Raw genomic sequence first — 22,111 nt, forward strand, 5'->3', positions numbered from 1 at the left:
CGCTACGACCGGCAACGCCGCCGGGCCGGAAACAAAAACCCCCTCGTGATGGGCGTCGCGAGGGGGTTTTTGTTGCGCCGGCGGATGCTTACGCGCTGGCCACTTTCTTCGCCACTGCCTTCTTCAGCGGCGGTTTCTTCGCCGCAGCGGGCTTTTTCGCAGCGGCAGGCTTGGCGGCCGCGGCCTTCTTCACCGGCTTGGCCGTTGCCTCATCGGCGCCATCGTCGGTTTCCGCAGCGGCGGCCTTGCCCTTGGCAGGCGCCTTGGCCTTGCGCTCCTCGAACTCGAAACTGATCTTGCCATCCTTGCCGCGCACCAGGAAGGCCTTGAACGGACGGCGCGTGCGCTGCGAGATGAAGCCCGGCAGCAGATCGGTCTTGCCCTCGTTCAGGAGCTTGGCCATCTGCTCGGGCAGGATCTCCTGCTGCAGGATGATGCGGCTGCTGCGGAAGTCGCAGGCCTTGGGCTTGGCCACGGTCTTTTCGCAAACGTAGGCCAGGCCCATTTCGTAGACGCCGGAGGCGCACTTGGGGCATGGGCCCAGCGGCGTCTGCTCGCTGAAATCGACCGGCTCGCCGCCCTCGCCTTCGCCGTCATTCTGGCCGAAGTCGAACTCCAGCTTGTAGTTCTTGATTTCCTCGTCGCGCGAAATCTTCAGGATGGCGGCGAACGGCCGGCCCATCTTGGAGCGGAAGCCCTGCAGCGGACCGATGGTGCGGTTCTTGAGCAACTCTTCTACTTCGGTGATTTCGAACTGGCGCCCGCCGGGCACCTTGGTCATCGAGAACTCGCACTTGGTGCAGGCGAAGCGGCGGTAGTTTTCCTTGACCACGCCGCTGCAGTTCGGGCAGGGCGTCTGCAGCGTCGCATAGTCGCCCGGAATAGTGTCGTTGTCGTATTCCTTGGCGCGCTTGACGATGATCTGGGTCATCTGCGCGATCTCGCGCATGAACTCCTCGCGACTGATGTTGCCGCGCTCCATCTGCGCCAGCTTGTGTTCCCACTCGCCGGTCAGTTCGGGTTCGGTCAGCTCATCCACGCCCAGGCCGTGCAACAGCGTCATCAGCTGGAAGGCCTTGGCGGTGGGCATCATTTCGCGGCCTTCGCGCAGCAGGTACTTTTCGTTCAACAGGCCTTCGATGATGGCCGCGCGCGTGGCCGGCGTGCCCAGCCCCTTGCCTGCCATCGCTTCGCGCAGCTCGTCGGAATCGACCAGCTTGCCGGCGCCTTCCATGGCCGACAACAACGTGGCTTCGCTGTAGCGCGCGGGCGGCTTGGTGGCCAGGCCGGTGGCGACCACCTTGTCGGTCTTGACCTTCTCGCCCGGCGCCACGGCAACCAGGTTGCCGCTAGCTTCCTTGCCGTCCTTACCGTCCTTGTCGTCTTCCTCGACCTGCTTGCCATAGATGGCCAGCCAGCCGGGATTGATCATGACCTTGCCTTCGCTCTTGAACTGGTGGCCCGACACTTCGGTGAAGCGCGTGGTCACCTGGAACTCGGCCGCCGGGAAGAACACCGCCATGAAGCGGCGCGTCACCAGGTCGTACAGTTTCTGTTCCGGCTCCGACAGGTTCTTGGGCACCTGGGGAGTCGGGATGATGGCGAAGTGGTCGCTGATCTTGGTGTTGTCGAAGATGCGCTTGTTGGGCTTGACCCAGCCTTGCTTCAAGATCTGCTTGGAGAACTGGTGGTAATTGTTGTTCTCCGAGAGCGCCTCCATCGTGTCCTTGACGGTGGCGAGGTAATCTTCCGGCAGGTGGCGCGAATCGGTACGCGGGTAGGTCAGCACCTTGTGCTTTTCATACAGCGCCTGCGCCAGGCCCAGCGTGTTCTTGGCCGAGAAGCCGAAGCGCGAGTTGGCTTCGCGCTGCAGGCTGGTGAGGTCGAACAGGCCGGGGGCCATTTGCGTGGTCGGCTTGGATTCCTCGGTGACCGTGCCCACCTTGTCGCGGCAGGCGGCCACGATGGAATCCGCCGCTGCCTTGGCCCACAGGCGTTCCGGACGCTTCTCGGGATCGGCTTCGTCCTTCTTGTGCGTCTTGTCCAGCCAGCGGCCCTTGTAGATGCCGGCGGCGCAGACGAATTCGGCGTGCACTTCCCAGTAGTCGCGCGAGACGAATTTCTTGATCTTCTCTTCGCGCTCGACCACGATCGACAGGGTCGGCGTCTGCACGCGGCCCACGGTGGTCAGGTAGAAGCCGCCTTCCTTGGAGTTGAAGGCGGTCATGGCGCGCGTGCCGTTGATGCCGATCAGCCAGTCGGCTTCGCTGCGGCAGCGGGCGGCGTTGGCCAGCGGCATCATTTCATCATCGTCGCGCAGCTGCTTGAAGCCGTCGCGGATCGCGCCCGGCGTCATCGACTGCAGCCACAGGCGCTTCACCGGCTGCTTGGCCTTGGTGTATTGCGCAATCAGGCGGAAGATCAGCTCACCTTCGCGGCCCGCGTCGCAGGCGTTGATCAGGGTGGTCACATCCTTGCGCTTGATCAGCCTGGACAGCACCTTCAGGCGCGACTCAGTCTTGGCGATCGGGTTGAGCGCGAAGTGCGGCGGGATCATCGGCAGGTGGGCGAAGCTCCATTTGCCGCGCTTGACGTCGTACTCCTCGGGCACCGCGATTTCAAGCAGGTGGCCGACGGCCGACGACAGGACGTATTCATCGGATTCGAAATACTCATCGTGCTTGGTAAAGCCGCCGAGCGTCTTCGCGATGTCGTTCGCGACAGAGGGCTTCTCGGCAATGATGAGGGTCTTGCTCATAGGTATGGGTCTCGAAAGAGAGGTCGGTTGCTGGCGTTGTCAGGAATACCAGCGCCAATCTGGGGCCGGATGTTCCTTAAACAACGCCATGCTGCCCAAAGCATGGCAAATCTTGTCGTGCGAGCGGCACAGCATACATGACGCTCTTTTGGTTGCTTTTGGACAACGGATATTTATATAGTAGCCAATATTGGCCCAACGCGGGGCAATGATAAGCGTGATGCAAATAAAACGGCAAGCCTGATGGCTTGCCGGGGTGACTTGCATGAGGGCGGATTTGCAAGGTTTTGAATCGAAGCGTCTTGCGGGCGGCCTGCAATATTGCCTTGCCGCCAACGCAATGCATCAATGCAACAGGCGCGGTTCGCTGTCTTCCTCGTCGAGGAAAAGCTCCTCGAACATCAGGCCATCCGGCTCCTTGCCCTGGCTCCAGAGCACCATGAGCACGATGACCTTGAGCTTTTCCAGCGTGATCGGCACCTCGCCGGCGGCCAGCGCGCGTTCGATGACGATCTCGCGCTGCATGCCGTCGAGCATCTTGGCCGACTCCAGGAACTGGATGAAACCGACAGCGTCGGTGCCGAGGACGTCGGTTTCCTGGCGTGCGTAGATACGCGTGCCGAAGGAAAAGGAGGTTTGCCGGGGGTAGGAATCGGCGAACTCGTGGTTGGCGACTTCAAGGTCGGTCAGCCAGCCGAGCGCCTGGGAAATTTCATCTTCTTCAAAACCTATCGCGGACAACTTCTTCACCAGCGCCTCCGGTTCGGGGCAGGCATCGGGGCGATAGTAGGTTTCGTACAAGTAAACGAGGACATCGAACATAGGTCTACTCTATCGCGAAGGGTGTGAATACACAAGTCGACGCCCCCAGTATGGCAGGATTTTTCCGAGCCTGCTGCATAAACTTTTCGGAACCTGTCCCTATGCCAGACGACGGTAGCGCGCCCCCGGCAACACTTCGATACGCCCCGCCAGCTCAAGCGCCAGCAAGATTGCCGAAAGTTGCGCCGCATCCAGTTTGCAACGCGCGCCGAGCGTATCCGTGCCGACCGGATCGTGGCCCATTGCCTGCATGACAATGGTTGTTGCCGCATCGTCACTGTCGCCGCCGGGCACACCCTCCGGCACGGCATGCCGCGGCATTGGCAAGGCAGGCGACGCAAGCGCTGAATTCCCTTGTATCTTCCCTTGTATCGCGAACCGGGGCGACATTTCCTCCAGGATATCCTGCGTGGTCTCGATCAGCTTGGCGCCCTGGCGGATAAGTTGATGGCAGCCCTTGGCCAGCGGCGAATGGATCGAGCCCGGGATCGCAAACACGTCGCGCCCCTGCTCGGCCGCCATGCGCGCGGTGATCAGCGAGCCCGACTGGGCCGCCGCCTCCACCACCAGCACCGCCCGCGCCAGACCTGAAATCAGGCGATTGCGGCGCGGGAAGTTGGCCGCCAGCGGCGGCATGCCCAGCGGATACTCGCTGACGATGCAGCCTTCTTGCGCAATGCGTTGCGCCAATGCGCGGTTGCGTTGCGGATAGTCGATGTCGATGCCGGTGCCGATCACGGCCACCGTCGAACCCGGCCCGCGCAAGCCGCCGACATGCGCCGCGGCGTCGATGCCCAGCGCCAGGCCGGAGACGATGGCCAGGCCCGCATGGCTCAATTGTTCCGAGAAGCGCTCGGCATGCGCCAGCCCCTGCGCGGTGGCGTTGCGGCTGCCGACCACCGCCAGCGCGTTGGCCTCCAGCAGCGCGATGTTGCCCCTCACGTAAAGCAGCAGCGGCGGGTCGGGAATATTGAGCAAGGCGCGCGGATAGTGCGCATCGGCCAGCGTCACGATCGCATTGCCCGGCGCCTCGGCCCAGGCAAGCGTGGCATCGATGTGGGTGCGCATGGCTGCGCTGGGCGGCTTGCACAAGGCATTGGCCACGCGTGGCGTGACCAGTGCCTCCAATGCCGCCCGCCCGGCGCACAGCACCAGGCCCGGCAAGCCGAAGGCGCCCAGCAAACGCCGGCCGGTTTCGCTGCCGACGCCGTCGGTCAGCGTCAAGCGCAGCCATGCCTCCAGGCCGGCCGGATTCTCCAGCTCGGGGAGCTGCGGGGAAAACGGGAAATCATTCATATCGTTCACACAGGCGTTGAATCGGAAATCAATCGGGACAGGCCGCGACGCAAACTTCGTCGCCCCCGGCCAGCAAAGCGGTACCGTGCGCCAGCCGTGCCACCGACGCCCGGCCGCCGGCGTGCAGCACGCGGCCGACGACATCGCCCGTGCGGTCGCATCCCGCCGCGCGCAGGCACATGCCGGCGCGCACGCCGTCCAGCGCGCCGCGATCCAGCCCCACCACCTGGCCCATGGCGGCCAGGCGCATGCGTTCCGCGCCGGACTGCAGCGCCACGCGCGCGGCCACCGCCTGCACGGCTTCTTGTCTTGCTGCGGCCAATGGCCATGCCTGCGCATCCAGCACGATATCGCCCGCGGCGATCTCCCGGCTGCTGCTGGCAATGACCGCCTCGGCCGCGTTGCCATCCGCATCGCGGCGGACGATGCGGGCGCTGCCGATCCGGAAGGCCATGCGCCCCAGCGCCGTACGGCCGTCGGCAGAGCCAAGCGTCGGGCCAAGGCGGTAGATCGAAACGCCCTCTTCCAGGGACGCGCCGGACGCCCCAACCGGGGCAATGCGCACAACCTGACCGGCCACGAATAGCTGCGCGGCATCCCGCACGACATCACGCGCCGCCCCAGGCCCCGTCACCTCGGCAAACGGGCCGGCCGCCCAATCCAGCACCATCGCCTGCAGCCGCGCGCCGTCATCGGCCACCCGTTGGGCTTGCGGCAACGGCGCCAGCACGCGCGGGCGCGGCGACAAGATGTATTCCGGCAGCGGCGAAGAAACAACAGGCGACGGCGGAGGCAGCGCCGAAACATCGCCGCCAAGCGCCCAACAGGCGGAAAACAGCAGGCCTGTGCTAAACTTTTTCATCGTTTCGGGAAGATCAAAATAAAGCTGGCCGTTGCCTGCAAGGCATGCGGCGATAGCAGCCGGAACCGGCATGCCGCCCGGATTTGCCGGATGCCAATCCCGCTGGAAATGGCTGGGATTCTGCCGCTGCCGCGCTTGAAGCGGCATAATCCGGCCTTATTTAAAAGATATTCCCGATAAAAATTTTCCCGTTGCTCGCAAAATGGCGAGCGACGATGTACCAGACCTTTCCCGATTTCCAAGTCGATTGCCGAGATTCACGCGTATGGCCCAGCTCAACATCCTCCGTTACCCCGACCCACGCCTGCACAAGGTGGCCAGCCCCGTCACCATGTTCGACGAGCGCATCAAGAAGCTGGTCGCCGACATGGCCGAGACCATGTACGCCGCGCCCGGCGTCGGCCTGGCCGCGACCCAGGTCGACGTGCACGAGCAAGTGATCGTCATCGACGTTTCCGACAGCGGCAGCGAGCTGCGCGTATTCATCAACCCGGAAGTGCTGTGGGCCAGCGAGGAAAAGCGCGTCTACGATGAAGGCTGCCTGTCGGTGCCCGGCATCTACGACGGCGTCGAGCGCCCCGCGCGCGTGAAGGTGCGCGCCTTCGACGCCGACGGCAAGCCGTTCGAAGTGGAAGCCGACGACTTGCTGGCCGTGTGCATCCAGCATGAGATGGATCACCTGAAGGGCAAGGTCTTCGTCGAATACCTGTCGCCGCTCAAGCGCAACCGCATCAAGACCAAGCTGCAGAAGGAAGAGCGCGAGATGAAGAAGAGTGCGGCCAACGGTTAAGACAGACTGCCCGTTTTCGCTTCACGCAAAAACGCCGGACATGTCCGGCGTTTTTTATTGCCCGCTCACTTGATGCAGGCTATGCGGCCACGAAACGATAAATCCCGTCCTCGCCCAATTGCCGCCGCAACGCGCCGTCGTTGCCCCGTCTGCAAACGCGATGGCCCGAGCCGTTCAGCGCTGCTGTGGTTTAACTGTACTCTTGACAGAGTTTGGCCAAAGCGCCCCAATGAGCGTACTAGTCATCATGCGCAACAGCACCGGATGCGGCAAGTCTTGTTCTTGAACGCCGGCTTCTGGCCAAATGTGGAATCGTAATCTCTTTAGAAACGAGCTTGAATGTGATGGCAACATACAATGAAAGAAAAGACAGTCCTGATTCGACCAGTTCTCTGCGCGTCGCCGTAGCGCAGGTCGCATCCGTTGCCGGAGATATCGAGGCCAACCTGGCCACGGTTCAGAGATATAGCAGGGACGCATCAAGACAAGGGGGGCAACTCATCGTTTTCCCGGAGAAATTCTTGACGGGATATGAACCTCAGCTTCTCAAGGAGACAGGCAACGCCGCATTGATCAAGCCTGGCGATGCTTCGCTTGAAACATTGGCGAGAATCTCAGAGGAACTGAAGCTAACCATCATCGTCGGGGCACCAACGCTGATCGACGGTGTACGCAGGATAAGCAGCATCATCGCGAATGCTGACGGAAGCATCGGTTTCTACCATAAGCAACACCTGTTCTATTCCGAGAAGGATTGGTATTCCCCCGGTTGCGAAGACAAGTCCGTCCTGATCGGTGGATGGAAGATCGGTCTTGGAATATGTTACGACTCGGGCTTCCCCGAGCATGCTCGCCGGGTTGCCGCTGATGGCTGCGACGTCTATCTGGTCTCGGCACTCTTTGGCAGAACTGTTGGTCGCCAGGAGCTGTCCGTTTGGATGCCTGCCAGAGCACTGGATAATACGATCTATGTAGTGACGGCCAATTACTGCGGAACGACCGGGGGCTGGGAAGCGTGCGGAAGAAGCGGCGTATGGTCACCCATGGGCGAATGCATTGCTCAAGCCGGTGAAGACGACAGCGAATTGCTTGTTGTGCTTTTGCAATCTGACGCCATCCGGCGCGCACGAGAGTCGGAGCACATGCTGCGCGACTATCGCGCGATCTATGGCTAACTTAAAGGCTGAGTTCCGGCGGGAATTTACGCTGGAATCCTGCATGAGCTGGCTTCTCTCATTCCGGAGATATCCGCAATCGGCCAAAAACAGTCATTTGTTACCCTACCGCCGGCACCTGGCCTGCAATGTATCTAAGAACTAAATTTCCCGAAATGCGAGAATGAAAGAGTTCTATAATATTGGCAAGGGGAAATAAAATATGATAATCATCTGGCAAGGCTTAGGTTTTTTAGGGATTCTCATCCCGTTCCTGATTTCTTTGACTGCCGAACTAGCGGCGGACGCCATCTTTGAAAAAGGGTTCTATACCGGACATCCGCTTCTTCCTGCCACAGCACTGCTTGTCTCGTCGGCGATCGTTTGGTTTCTTGGAATCAGACTTAATAGCAGTCCCAGCCAGATTTTGGTGGATCCCAAGACCGGTCAACAATTCGAATTCAAGAAAAAGCACACGATGTTCTGGATTCCCATGCAATGGTTCTCCGCTGTCATTGCGGCAATAGCGTTATATACGGTCTTCAAATAAGCTCCGAATCTGAGACTGCATTAGCTCATATGTTGGCGGGCTTAAGTATTTGCAACATCAGCGTAAAGTGTGAATCATTTCCTAGTCATCCGTGCTCGATGAATTGCTTTCGGATGTGGTTTGACCTGTTCCTTAAGCCCATGCGTTTTCTACTATTGCTGCTCCTGCTGGCAATCTCCAATACCGCGCTCGCCGGCTACGATCTCCATATCACAAGAAAAAGTCATTGGGCGGAAGAAGATGGTCCACGAATCACTTATTCCGAGTGGCGGAGCTATGTAAAACAAGACAAAGATATTCAGAATGACAGTAGAAATTCCGAGAACGCCTTTATTGCGTCAGTAAATGGCGAGTCATTCTCAATCTGGTACAACCCGAGATTGGGTGAGCTGTCGACAAAGAATCCATCCAACACAGCTATAGAGAAGTTGAAACAAATCGCAACTCAGTTGAATGCCAAGATCCAAGGCGACGATGGCGAGCTATATCCCAAAGAGTAGTTTTCAGCGAGAGGGAAGCAATCCGCCAACGGCTGTCCAAGAACGTTTGCTATCGGCCAGAAGTAGACGTCCTCTATTCCCTCATTAACGCACACCATGTTCGAGCGACTATTCAAGAAATCCACGCCCAATAAACGCGTGCTACCAGACCGTTCTGTTCGAGAATTAATCGATACAAGGGAGCAAGTCGGGTCAGAACTTCGTGCTGCTCTCTATTACTTTGAAGAGAAGAAGTTTTTTGTTTCTGCCATTTCCTCTATCGTGGAATGCGGCGATCCTTTGGTACTGGACGCCAGCGTCTCTGAGGAAGTCCTGGGCTTGGCCGTGTGTGACAAGCTGCTGGAATATACGAAGAACATCACGCGGGATTTGCGTGGCTATACTGCATCGAAAGATTGGGCAGTCTTCAGACTCTCCGAAGCAAAGACCATCAAATACTTTGAGCGAGAATCCACTTACGTTTCAATAAGAACCCAAAACTCTGCAATTCAAATTGAAGCATCGCCTCGTATCTCTCTCATACCAGAGCTAAAGGCACTCTGTTCTATCTCAAATGGGTTGACCCATGATGAAATTGGCAAAGCGGTTCGCAGGGCTATCGGTGCATCTCAAGCCTTGCGCAATGCTGGCGAGCTCTAGCATCTCAGGAAAAGCCGAGACCAAAGGTCTGCTACCGGCCAGGAACGGACATTCGAGAAATTAATCCATTTACACAACTAACTTGAGCGGAGTAGCAGCTGGGCCTAAATTGGCATTCTCTCCATTAATCTTTCTACTCTGATGTGAGGTCTACAATGCGCGCACCATCCCCATTACAGCCGATTAAGGGAGAAAGTGAACATCGTTCATCAAAGCAAAGCACTCAGTTCGTGCATAGTGGAATTGTAGACAATAGACCTCAGGCTAAGCAGCTACAGGTTCTGAGCGAGATGGCTCAATCAGGACGGCGAGCAATGCAATTCAAGACTATGACAGCCGCAATGAATTTACCAGGAACGGTAGCGGCCGAAGAGTTCTTGCCACGTAAACACGGCACATTGCAAAAGGTTGAGATTGAAGACACGCCACAAGCGAAATCAACAATCACACAAAAAGTAGAAGATGAGGAATCAACACAAGCGAAATTGATAGACTCGGGTGCCACACAATTTGCTAAGCAAGACGCTCCTAAATTGAATAACACTGGCTTGCCCGACAATCTTAAGTTGGGAATTGAATCCTTGTCCGGTATGAGCATGGATCATGTGCAAGTCCATTACAACTCCACTCAGCCAGCACAACTCAACGCCCATGCTTATGCGAAAGGGAGTGAGATACACGTAGCGCCTGGTCAAGAGCAGCATTTGCCGCATGAGGCTTGGCATGTTGTGCAGCAGGCGCAGGGACGGGTTCGGCCGACCATGCAAATGAAGGCGGGGATTCCCCTCAATGATGATGTTGGGTTGGAGAGGGAGGCGGATTTGATGGGGGAGAAGGCTGGTCGGGTTGGGCACTTAGTTGAGAAGGGCCCGGGTGAGATGTTGGGAATGATTCCGAACTCCGCTCCAGTCACACAATTGACGGTGGCTGAACTAACCAACGCGCAAACAATCTGGACGCGCCATAACGCAAAACACGGTATCGTAGATGGGCATGTTCAGGCCGATATCGTGGCTTTACAGAATGCGTACAACCACTATTCGCAACCGGTTAATGGAGGTCATAATGACGCGGCTGCGGATGGGCTTAATCCGTTCTTGCACAACAGTGTCTTGGGCCTGATGCATGATATGGAGGAGATTGATTCCCATGCCGGAGGATATTACTACCAGCAGGAAGTCAAAGCAGGGCGCAATGCTGCTAGGGATATCGTGAACCAACAAGGCGCAAGAGGCGGAACCAGCAATTTGCGCGACCCTGATTTAATTGAGGAGCAGGGCCCAGGTGGCGTAAAGGGGGCCATCGAGGTCAAACGAACGACAACACACAACGGGCTCGATGGAATGCTGACGTCGGCCATCTCTCAATTGTCCCGGAGAACAGGATATTCTAATGCTGCAGTTAATGTGGAGGTTACACACCCCGCTCAGGTCGCGACTATAGTCGGCAATCCGGGTGCGGTAGACCAGACTGTATCTAATACTGTATGGAGTCATGACGGTTTTGCTAGAAATTACTACGCGCAGGCGATACCGCATCCTGGAGCAGTACTCGGACTCGGCCCCACAATCTTGCTGACTGTCGCGATTCACGATGGAGCAGCTGGCGCTTTAATCTATGATCGCGACTTCCAGGTTCACTTGGAAGCGAAGGCGGGTCGACGTATAGGGATGATGAGATATTCGGTTCAGATGGTCCATGTCATCACCACACGAGTATAGAAAAACATCTCCCTTGGAGGCTCTCCACATGTCATCTCCCCAATCTGTACTTTTTGTCCGCTCGTTGCCTGCTGAAGTTCGCGTCGAAATGGTGCGAGAGTGGCAGGAATTGCTACGCGAAATTGAAGTAACCGTCGCGACAGTCGAAGCGTCCTTGGACCGCGACCTCCAGAGCGCCGGGAACGACGCTATAGCCATCGAGGATCAGCCGGACTTTGATAACCTATTGAACGACCTGCGAGAACTTGCCTCATTACGCGCGCAACGCGGCCTGTTTTCTGAGTTACTAGAGCTTGCTGATGCACTGTCGGAGGAGGAGGAACGGCGCGATTGATCATTGCCATTAGAAGACGGCCAGCTATAGGCTCCACAAATGGACATAAAAAAAGCCTGCGTATGCGGGCTCTTTTTATTGGAATCTGAACTGACGTAACTGCCTAACCCGTTGCCGAGCCTTGCTGAAACGCGACACATGATTACGAATCAGTAGGTCGTTATAATTATCGTCAGCAATCGGCCAGAAGCCGCCATAAATTCACAATAGTCGCTCCCAACTAGACGGCAACAAAACGATAAACCCCATCCTCACCCAATTGCCGCCGCAACGCACCGTCGTACCAAAGCTTGTGCAAGTGCGCCACCGCCTCGCCCAGGGCGAACGAAAGCTGGTGCGTATCCAGCGCGCGCTTGAACAGCACCGGCAGGATATCCACCCCGGTCTGCGGCGTGGCGCACGCTTCCAGCACTTCGGCCAGACGCAGTCGATGATGTTCGTCGAGCTGGGCGATGCGGGTGTGCAGGCCGCGGAACGGCTTGCCGTGCGAGGGCAGCACCAGCGCGTCGGCCGGCAGGTGCGCGTACTTCTTCAGCGAGTCCAGGAATTGCTGCACCGGGTTGGATTCCGGTTCGATCGCAAATACCGAGACATTGGTCGAGATGCGCGGCAGCACCATGTCGCCTGAAATCAGCACGTTCAATTCGCCGCAGTACAGCGACACATGTTCCGGCGAATGGCCGAAGCCGGTGATGATTTCCCAGTCGCGCCCGCCGATGCGCACGGCATGCCCATCCTGCAGCCGCGCATAGGCATGCGGCATCGCCGGCACCAATTCCTGGTAGTAATTGTTGCGGCCCTGCAGCGTGGCGATCGTCTGCGGATCGGCCAGGCCGTGGCGCTGGAAATGCGGCGTCGCCGCCGTCCCCTCGGCGCCCGGCAGGGCCGCCGACATGACGCGCGCGAACGCATAATCGCCGGCGCTCATCAGCAGCGGCGCCTGCCAGCGCCGGCACAGCCAGTCGGCCAGGCCGACATGGTCCGGATGGCAATGCGTGGCCAGCACGCGCAGGATCGGCAAGCCGTTCAACTCTTCGGCGAAGATGGTTTCCCATGCCTGCCTGGTCGCATCGGTGGCGATGCCGCAATCGACCACGGTCCAGCCGCGCCGCGGGCCCTGCGGCGTTTCCACTTCATCCGCCAGCAGCCACAAGTTGATGTGGTTCAGCGCAAAGGGCAAACCCATGCGCAACCAGCGCACGCCCGGCGCCACCTCCATGGTGCGGCCGCTTTCCGGCATGGCGTCGCCGAAGGCGTAGTCGAGCTGGGATTCAAGTTCATTCATGAAATACCTGACAAGATGAAACGAAAGAAAGTGGAACGCGGAACGGGCCAGACATTGCCGCACGGACAATAAAACGCCCCGGCCGTCATGTTCGCTGCATTTTCCGCTGGACGACGGAGCACAATATACTTTACGTTAACGTAAAGTGCCAGTTCCGGACGTTTCGATGCCGCATCCGTTCCGCGCAAAGAGACGGAATCGACATACGCCCGGCCAGCTTAACCAATATTCCCGTTCGACGCATTCGACGCAGAGCGAGCCATCATGCCCACCTACACTATCAGCGAACTGGCGGAAGAGTTCGGAATCACCCCCCGGGCGATCCGCTTCTACGAGGATCACGGGATCCTCAATCCCAAGCGCGAAGGCGCAGGCGGCCGCAACCGCGTCTATCCGGCGCGCGAACGCACGCGGCTGAAACTGACGCTGCGCGGCAAGCGCCTCGGCTTCACGCTCTCGGAGATCAAGGACCTGATCGACATGTACGAATCGCCCAAGGATACCGAGCCGCAATTGCAGCGCTTCCTGGGCGTGCTGCAACAGCACCGCGACAAGCTGGAACGCCAGCGCGAAGACCTGGAACTGACGCTGGCCGAGATCGCCGCGCATGAAGATGAATGCCGCGCGCTGCTGGAAGACGCGGGCAAAAGAAGCGGCGCGCCGAAGCCGCGCCGCAAGGCAGCCTGAAGATAGCGCGCACACCGGAATGCAATATAGTTGACGTTAACGTCAATACGCCGGCACAGAACCGGCATCGAAAAAACGACTACCGACAATGAGGAGACAAGCATGCCCGACCTGCCAGGACTGAGCTTCAACCACGGCGAAGACATCGATGCGCTGCGCGCGGCCGTAGCCACCTTTGCCGCCGCCGAAATCGCCCCGCGCGCCGCCGAGGTCGACCGCAGCGACCAGTTCCCGATGGACCTGTGGAAGAAACTGGGCGACCTCGGCGTGCTGGGCATCACCGCCAGCGAGGAATACGGCGGCGCCAACATGGGTTACCTGGCGCACATCGTCGCGATGGAAGAAATCTCGCGCGCCTCGGCCTCCATCGGCCTGTCGTACGGCGCCCACTCCAACCTGTGCGTGAACCAGATCAAGCGCAACGGCAACGACGCGCAAAAACAAAAATACCTGCCCAAGCTGATCTCCGGCGACTACATCGGCGCGCTGGCGATGTCGGAACCGAATGCTGGTTCCGATGTGGTCAGCATGAAGCTGCGCGCCGACAAGAAGGGCGAGCGCTACGTGCTCAACGGCAGCAAGATGTGGATCACCAACGGGCCCGACGCCGACGTGCTGGTGGTGTACGCCAAGACCGACCTGGAAGCCGGCGCGCGCGGCATGACGGCGTTCCTGGTGGAAAAGGGCTGCAAGGGATTCTCGGTGGCGCAAAAGCTCGACAAGCTGGGCATGCGCGGCTCGCACACCGGCGAACTGGTGTTCCAGGATTGCGAGGTGCCGGAAGAAAACGTGCTGGGCGGCGTCGGCCGCGGCGTCAACGTGCTGATGTCGGGCCTGGACTTCGAACGCACGGTGCTCTCCGGCGGCCCGCTGGGCATCATGCAGGCCTGCATGGACGCGGTGGTGCCCTACGTGCACGACCGCAAGCAGTTCGGCCAGGCCATCGGCGAATTCCAGCTGATGCAGGGCAAGCTGGCCGACATGTATTCCACCATGATGGCCTGCAAGGCCTATGTCTATGCGGTGGGCCAGGCCTGCGACCGCGCGACTTCGCCGGACAAGGTGCGCGCGCTGCGCAAGGATGCCGCCGGCGCCATCCTGTACTCGGCCGAAAAGGCCACCTGGATGGCCGGCGAAGCGATCCAGGCGCTGGGCGGCAACGGCTACATCAACGAATATCCGGTGGGCCGCCTGTGGCGCGACGCCAAGCTCTACGAAATCGGCGCCGGCACCAGCGAGATCCGCCGCATGCTGATCGGCCGCGAACTGTTCGCCGATACCCTCTGACCCTTTTTCCCATATTCACACAACATCATGAGCAAGCCCATCGACTTCTACTTCGACTTCAGCTCGCCCTACGGCTACTTCGGCGCCGTCGAGATCGGCAAGCTGGCGGCGAAATACGGCCGCCAGGTCAACTGGCATCCTATCCTGCTGGGACCGATCTTCAAGAACATCGGCACCAACTCGCTGGTCACCATCCCGGTCAAGGGCGAGTACTCGCGCCACGACATGGGGCGCACCGCGCGCTTCCACAACATCTTCTTCAAGGAACCCGGCAACTTCCCCATCGGCACGCAAGTCGCCGCGCGCGCCGCGCTGTGGGTGCAGGAGCAGCAGCCGGCGAAGGCGGTCGATTTCATCCAGACCGTCTATAGCGCCTACTTCACCGAAGACATCGACATCAGCGTGCCGGCCAACGTGCTGCGCATCGCCGGCGACCTCGGCATCGACCATGCCGCGCTGGAAGCGGCGCTGGGCACCCAGGAGATCAAGGACAAGCTGCGCCTGGCGACCGAAGAAGCAGCAAAGCAAGGCGTGTTCGGCTCGCCCTTCGTGATCGTGGACGGCGAACCGTTCTGGGGCTTCGACCGCTACCCGCAACTGGAAGCCTTCCTGGCAAACGGGAAGATCTGATGGCCGGCAAGAAAGACCACGCCAAGGGCAGCGCATGCCCCTGCGGCAAGGGCGCCTTCGCCACCTGCTGCGGCCGCTTCATCTCGGGTGCGGAAATTCCCGCCACGGCCGAGCTGCTGATGCGCTCGCGCTACAGCGCCTATGCGCTGCGCGATGAAGCCTACCTGCGCGCGACCTGGCTCCCCGAGACCTTGCCGGAAGAAGAGCTGACCGGCGAGACCGACGTCAACTGGATCGGCCTGGACATCAAGAAGCAAACCCACGTCGCCGGCAGCGACGAAGCCACGGTGGAGTTCGTGGCGCGCTTCAAGGTCGGCGGCAAGGCGCACCGCATGCACGAGATCAGCAACTTCGTGCGCCAGCCGGACGCCGAGGGCACGCCGCGCTGGTACTACGTCGATGGCAACTTCCCGGGCGACGCATAAGCCCCACCATAAGCCCCGCACAAGACCGCCACCGGCAGACAGAAAAACTGAAGAGAGAGACACGACATGCCGCAGATCGAAAGCAAGCTCAACCCGCGCAGCGAGGATTTCCAGGCCAACCGCGATGCCATGCAACGCATCGTCGACGACCTGAAGCAAAAGGTCGCGGCGATCGCCGAAGGCGGCGGCCAGGCCGCGCGTGACAAGCACCTGGCGCGCGGCAAGCTGCTGCCGCGCGACCGGGTGCAGATGCTGCTCGACCCCGGCACGCCCTTCCTGGAACTCTCGCAACTGGCGGCCTACGGCATGTACCGTGAGAAAGACCGCGACGGCAACCTGAAAGACGCCGCGCCCTCGGCCGGCATCATCACCGGCATCGGCCGCGTGGCCGGACAGGAATGCCTGATCGTGTGCAACGATGCCACGGTCAAGGGCGGCACCTACTACCCGATGACCGCCAAGAAGCATTTGCGCGCGCAGGAGATCGCCGAGTTCAACCACCTGCCCTGCATCTACCTGGTCGACAGCGGCGGCGCCAACCTGCCCAACCAGGACGAGGTCTTTCCCGACCGCGACCACTTCGGCCGCATCTTCTTCAACCAGGCCAACCTGTCGGCCAAGGGCATCCCGCAGATCGCGGTGGTGATGGGATCGTGCACGGCGGGCGGCGCCTACGTGCCGGCCATGAGCGACGAATCCATCATCGTCAAGGAACAGGCCACCATCTTCCTGGCCGGCCCGCCGCTGGTGAAGGCCGCCACCGGCGAAGTGGTCACGGCCGAGGAACTGGGCGGCGGCGACGTGCACACGCGCCTGTCCGGCGTGGCCGACCACCTGGCGCAAGACGACCTGCATGCGCTGTCGATCGCGCGCGGCATCGTCGGCAACTTCAACCGCAAGAAACCGCAGCAACTGGCGCTGCGCGAGAGCGTCGCGCCGAAGTATCCGGCGCATGAACTGTACGGCGTGATCCCCACCGACACCCGCAAGCCCTTCGACGTGCGCGAAGTGATCGCGCGCATCGTCGACGGCAGCCAGTTCGACGAGTTCAAGGCCCGCTACGGCACCACGCTGGTGTGCGGCTTCGCCCACTTGCATGGCATGCCGGTAGGCATCGTCGCCAACAACGGCATCCTGTTTTCGGAATCGGCCGAGAAGGGCACCCACTTCATCGAGCTGTGCTGCCAACGCAAGACCCCGCTGATCTTCCTGCAGAACATCACCGGCTTCATGGTCGGCAAGAAGGTCGAGAACGAAGGCATCGCCCGCCACGGCGCCAAGATGGTGACGGCGGTGTCGACCGCCGCCGTGCCCAAGCTGACGGTGATCATCGGCGGCAGCTTCGGCGCCGGCAATTACGGCATGTGCGGACGCGCGTTCTCGCCGCGCTTTTTGTGGATGTGGCCCAATGCGCGCATCTCGGTGATGGGCGGCGAACAGGCCGCCAGCGTGCTGGCCACCGTCAAGCGCGACGGCATCGAAGCGCGCGGCGGCAGCTGGAGCGCGCAAGAAGAGGCCGCATTCAAGGAACCGATCCGCGCCCAATATGAAACGCAGGGCCACCCCTACTACGCCTCGGCGCGGCTGTGGGACGACGGCGTGATCGATCCGGCCGACACTCGCACGGTGCTGGCGCTGGGCCTGTCGGCGGCGCTCAATGCGCCTATCGAAGAAACCAAATTCGGCGTGTTCCGCATCTGAACCGCGCCCACGGAGGAGACCCCATGTTCAACAAGATCCTGATCGCCAACCGCGGCGAAATCGCCTGCCGCGTGGCGGCCACCGCGCGCCGCCTCGGCATCGCCACGGTAGCGGTGTACTCGGACGCCGACGCCCGCGCCAAGCACGTGCAAAGCTGCGACGAAAGCGTGCGCCTGGGCCCGGCGCCGGCCAAGGAAAGCTACCTGTGCGGCGACAAGATCATCGCCGCCGCGCTGGCCACCGGCGCGCAGGCCATCCATCCCGGCTACGGCTTCCTGTCGGAAAATGCGGAATTCGCGCAGGCCTGCGCCGATGCCGGCCTGGTCTTCATCGGCCCGCCGGCTTCGGCGATCCGCGCGATGGGTTCCAAGTCGGCCGCCAAGGCGCTGATGGAAAAGGCCGCGGTGCCGCTGGTGCCGGGCTACCACGGCGAGCGCCAGGAAGGCGCTTTCCTGCGCGCCGAGGCCGACCGCATCGGCTACCCGGTGCTGTTGAAGGCCAGCGCCGGCGGCGGCGGCAAGGGCATGCGCGTGGTCGAGCGTTCGGCAGACTTCGAGGCCGCGCTGGCGTCCTGCAAGCGCGAGGCGATTTCCAGCTTCGGCGACGACCGCGTGCTGGTGGAGAAATACCTGACGCGGCCGCGCCATATCGAGATCCAGGTGTTCGCCGACACCCACGGCAACTGCGTCTACCTGTTCGAGCGCGACTGCTCGGTGCAGCGGCGCCACCAGAAGGTGCTGGAAGAAGCGCCGGCGCCCGGCATGACCGCCGAACGGCGCGCCGCCATGGGCGACGCCGCTGTCGCCGCCGCGCGGGCGGTCGGCTATGTGGGCGCGGGCACGGTGGAATTCATCGCCAATCAAGATGGCAGTTTCTACTTCATGGAGATGAATACGCGGCTGCAGGTCGAGCACCCGGTCACCGAAATGATCACCGGCCAGGACCTGGTCGAATGGCAATTGCGCGTGGCGTCCGGTGAAGCGCTGCCACTGGGGCAGGAGCAGTTGCGCATTGACGGCCATGCGATCGAGGCGCGCATCTATGCCGAAAATCCGGAAAAGGGATTCCTCCCTTCGATCGGCACGCTGGCGCGCATGCGCACGGCAGGCGCCGTCGAGTTCCGTTTGCATGAAGCGGGCGCAGCGCAACCGGCCGCCGTGCGCATCGACTCCGGCGTGCGCGAAGGCGACGCCATCTCGCCCTTCTACGATCCGATGATCGCCAAGCTCATCGTCTGGGGCGCCGACCGCGAAGCCGCACTGCGCAATATGTCGCGCGCACTGGCGCAATACCAGGTGGTTGGCCTGGCGACCAACATCGGTTTCCTGCAGCGCCTGGTTGCCGGCGCCGCGTTCGCGCAGGCCGACCTCGATACCGGCCTGATCGAACGTCATCACGACACGCTGTTCCCGCCGCCCGCAGCGGCATCCATCGACACGCTGGCGCTGGCCGCCGCTGCGCTGCTGCAGGACGAAACGCAAGCGATCGACGCTGCAAACCCATGGTCGTCGACGCATGGCTGGCGGCTCAACGGCAAGCTGCTGCGCACGCTGCAATTGAGCGACCAGTCCGGCCCGGCGACACTGCAACTGGAATACGCGGGCGACGGCAGCGGCTGGCGCCTGCTGGCCAATGGCAACGCCCATGCCATGCGCATCGAATCCGCCGGCGGCGATACCCTGCGCCTGTCGCTCGACGGCCGCATGTTGCAGGCCGAGGTGGTGCGCGAAGGCGAACTGCTGCATGTGTTCGACGGCCGCGCGCAATCCAGCCTGCGCCATGCCGATCCGATGGCGCATGCCGGGCACAGCGAAGCCGAAGGCGGCCGCCTGACCGCGCCCATGCCGGGCAAGATCGTGGCGATCCTGGCGCAGAAGGGCAGCATCGTTGAAAAGGGCGCGCCGCTGCTGATCATGGAGGCGATGAAGATGGAACACACCATCGCCGCGCCCGCCGGCGGCACCGTCGAAGACATGCTGTACGCGGTGGGCGACCAGGTCGCCGAGGGCGTGCAACTGCTCGAATTCAAAATCGCATAGGCGCCGGCGATGAACGCACCGGCCCTGCATGTGCCGCCGTCGATCCATGTGCTGGAACGCGGCTGGCTGTCGTCCAACAATGTGCTGCTGTTCGGGCGGGACGAGGTGGCGCTGATCGACAGCGGCTATGTCTCGCACGCGGAACAGACGCTGACGCTGGTGCGCCATGTGCTGCACCAGCGCGGGCGCGACAAGCTCGACCTGCTGCTCAACACCCACCTGCATTCCGACCATTGCGGCGGCAATGCCGCCTTGCAGGATGCCTATGGCTGCCGCACCGCCATCCCGGCGGCAGAGGCGCAAAAGGTCGGCGCCTGGGATGAAGAAGCGCTGAGCTACCGCGCCACCGGCCAGCGCTGCGCGCGCTTCGGTTTCAACGATACGGTGCGCGCCGGCGATGTGCTGCGCCTGGGCGACCTCGACTGGCAGGCGCTGGCCGCGCCCGGCCACGATCCGCATTCGCTGGTTTTCTACTGCGCGCAGGAAGGCATCCTGATTTCGGCCGACGCCTTGTGGCGCAACGGCTTCGGCATCATCTTTCCCGAGCTGGACGGGGAATCGGGTTTCGCCGAAGCGCGCGCCACGCTGGAGCTGATCCGCACGCTGGAGGCGAAGCTGGTCATTCCCGGGCATGGCGCGCCCTTTTCGGAGGTGGACGATGCGCTGGAGAAGGCCTTCTCGCGCCTCGATTACCTGCAAGCCGATCCGCTGCGCAATGCCCAGAACGGCATCAAGGTGCTGGTGAAGTTCCTGTTGCTGGAGCGGCAGCGCATCGCGCTGGCCGACCTGCCGGCGCTGATGCGCGAAATCCCCTTGCTGCGCATCGCCAATGAACGCTTCATGCACATGGACGACGATGCGCTGGCGCACTGGGTCGCCGCGCAGCTGCAACGCGCGGGCGCGGCGCGCAGCGACGGAATCTTTTTGCTGGACGCCTGAACCGATGGCCGCCCAAACGGACATGCGCGCCGCTGCTATCATGTCGGATCAGTTTTCATTCCCCGCCACGCCATGACCCAGACCGCCGATAGCACTGCCCTGCCCTCTTCCGCCCAACGCGTGGCCGACCTGCTGGCCCAACTCGAGCATGACAAGCCGGTGGTGATGCTGCCGGCGACCGGCCGCACCTCGGCCGAAGCCGCCGCCGGCCTGGGCTGCAGCGTGTCGGAAATCGCCAAGTCGATCATCTTCCGGCGCGTGACCGACGATGCGCCGGTGCTGGTGATCGCCAGCGGCAGCAACCGCGTCGACGAAGCCAAGGTGACCGCGCTGGTGGGGCCCCTGGGCAAGGCCGATGCCAGGTTCGTGCGCGACAGCACCGGCTATGCGATCGGCGGCGTGTGCCCGGTCGGCCATGTGGTCAAGCCGGTGATGCTGATCGATCGCGACCTGTTCCTTTACCCCAGCGTGTGGGCGGCGGCCGGCCATCCGCACGCGGTGTTCAACCTGACCGCCGCCCAGTTGGAAAAGATGACCGGCGGCCTGGTCGCCGACGTCAAGCTGGAACCCGTACCCGACGCCGCCTGATGCCATCGCATCGCCGGCCATAAAAGAGACAAGAAACAAGAGGAGACACGCAACATGAGCCTGCCGAAAAAAGTAAAAATCGTCGAAGTCGGTCCGCGCGACGGCTTGCAGAACGAGAAGGAAACCATCTCCGCCGAGGTGAAGATCGAGCTGGTGAACCGGCTTACCGCGGCCGGCTTTCCCAATGTCGAGGCAGCCTCCTTCGTCTCGCCCAAGTGGGTGCCGCAGATGGCGACCTCGGGCGAAGTGATGCATGGCATCACGCGCAAACCCGGCGTGGTGTATTCGGCGCTGGTGCCCAACATGAAGGGCTTCGAGGCGGCGCTGGAAGCCGGCGTGGATGAGGTGGTGATCTTCGGCGCGGCGTCCGAGGCGTTTTCGCAAAAGAACATCAACTGCTCGATCGCCGAATCGATCGAGCGCTTCCGCGAAGTCGCCGCCGCCGCCAAGCAGCACCGCAAGCGCCTGCGCGCGGCCGTCAGTTGCGCCTTCGGTTGCCCCTACCAGGGCGAGGTGCCGCTGGATGCGGTGGCCGATGTGGTGCGCCGCTTCCGCGAACTGGGCTGCGACGAGATCGACATCGCCGACACCATCGGCGTGGCCACGCCCGACAAGGTACGGCCGGTGATGGAAACGGCGATCCGCGAATTCCATATCGAAGGCCTGTCCGGCCACTTCCACGACACCTACGGCCAGGCGCTGGCCAACATCTACGCCAGCCTGGAAGTCGGCATCACGATTTATCACTCATCCGTCGCCGGCCTGGGCGGTTGCCCATACGCCAAAGGCGCGACCGGCAACGTGGCGTCGGAAGACGTGTTGTACATGATGCAAGGACTGGGCATCGACACCGGCATCGATCTCGACATCGTGGTGGACGCCGGCCAATTCATTTCGCAGCAGCTCGGCCGCAAGGCGACCAGCCGGGCCGGCAACGCGATTGCTGCAAAGCGAAAATAGGCGGCATCACATCAGCGGCGCGCATCCCAAGCGCGTACGCGGAAAAAACCGGACTGCCATTGCTGCGGCGCTTCGCCGCCCCCTGCGGATCGCTTTGCGCGCTACGCGCTGACAGGCCGCATGCGGCGGCCGGTTCTTGCCGTC

Annotated in this window: 22 protein-coding genes; 16 read left to right on the plus strand and 6 right to left on the minus strand. The window is 61.5% G+C overall.

Features of this window, described 5'->3' with window-relative positions; genetic code table 11:
- Window positions 1-88: 88 nt before the first annotated feature.
- From AC07N6_RS17810 to AC07N6_RS17830, 5 genes are all read right to left on the minus strand, one after another.
- Window positions 89-2,758: a DNA topoisomerase III gene (locus tag AC07N6_RS17810; RefSeq protein ID WP_494781353.1), complete on the minus strand. Its 2,670-nt coding sequence runs from the start codon at window positions 2,756-2,758 to the stop codon at window positions 89-91.
- 345 nt (window positions 2,759-3,103) lie between these two features.
- The gene (locus AC07N6_RS17815; protein ID WP_050467425.1) at window positions 3,104-3,580 is read right to left on the minus strand and encodes a Smg family protein; all 477 of its coding nucleotides are present in this window, start codon (window positions 3,578-3,580) and stop codon (window positions 3,104-3,106) included.
- Between the two features lie 99 nt (window positions 3,581-3,679).
- Window positions 3,680-4,876: a DNA-processing protein DprA gene (gene dprA / locus AC07N6_RS17820; protein WP_494781719.1), complete on the minus strand. Its 1,197-nt coding sequence runs from the start codon at window positions 4,874-4,876 to the stop codon at window positions 3,680-3,682.
- A gap of 28 nt (window positions 4,877-4,904) precedes the next feature.
- On the minus strand, window positions 4,905-5,738 hold the full coding sequence (locus AC07N6_RS17825; protein WP_494781352.1) for a hypothetical protein: 834 nt from the start codon (window positions 5,736-5,738) through the stop codon (window positions 4,905-4,907).
- Window positions 5,735-5,980: a hypothetical protein gene (locus AC07N6_RS17830; RefSeq protein WP_494781351.1), complete on the minus strand. Its 246-nt coding sequence runs from the start codon at window positions 5,978-5,980 to the stop codon at window positions 5,735-5,737. Before AC07N6_RS17830 ends, AC07N6_RS17825 begins: the two co-directional genes overlap by 4 nt.
- A gap of 23 nt (window positions 5,981-6,003) precedes the next feature.
- On the opposite strand from AC07N6_RS17830, the gene def reads away from it, so the two are divergent.
- The 7 genes from def to AC07N6_RS17865 all read left to right on the plus strand — a co-directional run bounded on the left by def (window position 6,004) and on the right by AC07N6_RS17865 (window position 11,426).
- Entirely contained in the window at window positions 6,004-6,528 is a 525-nt protein-coding gene (gene def / locus AC07N6_RS17835; RefSeq protein WP_494781350.1) for a peptide deformylase, read from the plus strand.
- 344 nt (window positions 6,529-6,872) lie between these two features.
- Window positions 6,873-7,703: a carbon-nitrogen hydrolase family protein gene (locus AC07N6_RS17840; protein ID WP_494781349.1), complete on the plus strand. Its 831-nt coding sequence runs from the start codon at window positions 6,873-6,875 to the stop codon at window positions 7,701-7,703.
- A gap of 202 nt (window positions 7,704-7,905) precedes the next feature.
- Complete coding sequence (locus AC07N6_RS17845; protein WP_494781348.1) at window positions 7,906-8,232, plus strand: hypothetical protein; 327 nt, start codon at window positions 7,906-7,908, stop codon at window positions 8,230-8,232.
- Between the two features lie 113 nt (window positions 8,233-8,345).
- Window positions 8,346-8,732: a hypothetical protein gene (locus AC07N6_RS17850; protein WP_494781347.1), complete on the plus strand. Its 387-nt coding sequence runs from the start codon at window positions 8,346-8,348 to the stop codon at window positions 8,730-8,732.
- A 96-nt stretch (window positions 8,733-8,828) separates the two neighbouring features.
- Window positions 8,829-9,371: a hypothetical protein gene (locus AC07N6_RS17855; RefSeq protein WP_494781346.1), complete on the plus strand. Its 543-nt coding sequence runs from the start codon at window positions 8,829-8,831 to the stop codon at window positions 9,369-9,371.
- Window positions 9,372-9,685: 314 nt separating this feature from the next.
- Complete coding sequence (locus tag AC07N6_RS17860; protein WP_494781345.1) at window positions 9,686-11,092, plus strand: eCIS core domain-containing protein; 1,407 nt, start codon at window positions 9,686-9,688, stop codon at window positions 11,090-11,092.
- A gap of 28 nt (window positions 11,093-11,120) precedes the next feature.
- Window positions 11,121-11,426 (plus strand): hypothetical protein, encoded by a 306-nt coding sequence (locus AC07N6_RS17865; protein ID WP_494781344.1) that lies wholly within the window; start codon window positions 11,121-11,123, stop codon window positions 11,424-11,426.
- 220 nt (window positions 11,427-11,646) lie between these two features.
- Here AC07N6_RS17865 and AC07N6_RS17870 read toward each other — a convergent pair whose 3' ends face one another.
- A complete protein-coding gene (locus AC07N6_RS17870) occupies window positions 11,647-12,711 on the minus strand; it encodes an MBL fold metallo-hydrolase (protein ID WP_494781343.1) in 1,065 nt (354 codons plus the stop codon).
- Window positions 12,712-12,975: 264 nt separating this feature from the next.
- Here AC07N6_RS17870 and AC07N6_RS17875 point away from each other — a divergent pair, with 264 nt between their 5' ends.
- The 9 genes from AC07N6_RS17875 (at window position 12,976) to AC07N6_RS17915 (ending at window position 21,967) form a co-directional block, all read left to right on the plus strand.
- Window positions 12,976-13,398 (plus strand): MerR family transcriptional regulator, encoded by a 423-nt coding sequence (locus tag AC07N6_RS17875; protein ID WP_141914125.1) that lies wholly within the window; start codon window positions 12,976-12,978, stop codon window positions 13,396-13,398.
- Between the two features lie 102 nt (window positions 13,399-13,500).
- The gene (locus AC07N6_RS17880; RefSeq protein ID WP_494781342.1) at window positions 13,501-14,685 is read left to right on the plus strand and encodes an isovaleryl-CoA dehydrogenase; all 1,185 of its coding nucleotides are present in this window, start codon (window positions 13,501-13,503) and stop codon (window positions 14,683-14,685) included.
- A gap of 27 nt (window positions 14,686-14,712) precedes the next feature.
- Window positions 14,713-15,315: a 2-hydroxychromene-2-carboxylate isomerase gene (locus AC07N6_RS17885; RefSeq protein ID WP_144768480.1), complete on the plus strand. Its 603-nt coding sequence runs from the start codon at window positions 14,713-14,715 to the stop codon at window positions 15,313-15,315.
- Window positions 15,315-15,740: a YchJ family protein gene (locus AC07N6_RS17890; RefSeq protein ID WP_494781341.1), complete on the plus strand. Its 426-nt coding sequence runs from the start codon at window positions 15,315-15,317 to the stop codon at window positions 15,738-15,740. Before AC07N6_RS17885 ends, AC07N6_RS17890 begins: the two co-directional genes overlap by 1 nt.
- 66 nt (window positions 15,741-15,806) lie before the next feature.
- On the plus strand, window positions 15,807-17,441 hold the full coding sequence (locus AC07N6_RS17895) for a carboxyl transferase domain-containing protein (RefSeq protein ID WP_494781340.1): 1,635 nt from the start codon (window positions 15,807-15,809) through the stop codon (window positions 17,439-17,441).
- 23 nt (window positions 17,442-17,464) lie between these two features.
- Window positions 17,465-19,480 carry an ATP-binding protein gene (locus AC07N6_RS17900; RefSeq protein WP_494781339.1) on the plus strand — a complete coding sequence of 672 codons (2,016 nt, stop codon included), beginning with the start codon at window positions 17,465-17,467 and terminating at the stop codon, window positions 19,478-19,480.
- 9 nt (window positions 19,481-19,489) lie between these two features.
- Window positions 19,490-20,419, plus strand: a complete 930-nt coding sequence (locus AC07N6_RS17905) for an MBL fold metallo-hydrolase (RefSeq protein WP_494781338.1) — start codon at window positions 19,490-19,492, stop codon at window positions 20,417-20,419.
- 72 nt (window positions 20,420-20,491) lie between these two features.
- Window positions 20,492-21,007, plus strand: a complete 516-nt coding sequence (locus AC07N6_RS17910; protein ID WP_494781337.1) for a YbaK/EbsC family protein — start codon at window positions 20,492-20,494, stop codon at window positions 21,005-21,007.
- Between the two features lie 54 nt (window positions 21,008-21,061).
- Window positions 21,062-21,967, plus strand: coding sequence for a hydroxymethylglutaryl-CoA lyase (locus tag AC07N6_RS17915; protein WP_494781336.1), 906 nt, complete (start codon window positions 21,062-21,064; stop codon window positions 21,965-21,967).
- Window positions 21,968-22,111: the final 144 nt, after the last annotated feature.

This window comes from Herbaspirillum sp. GW821-FHT09A12, from assembly GCF_059418325.1.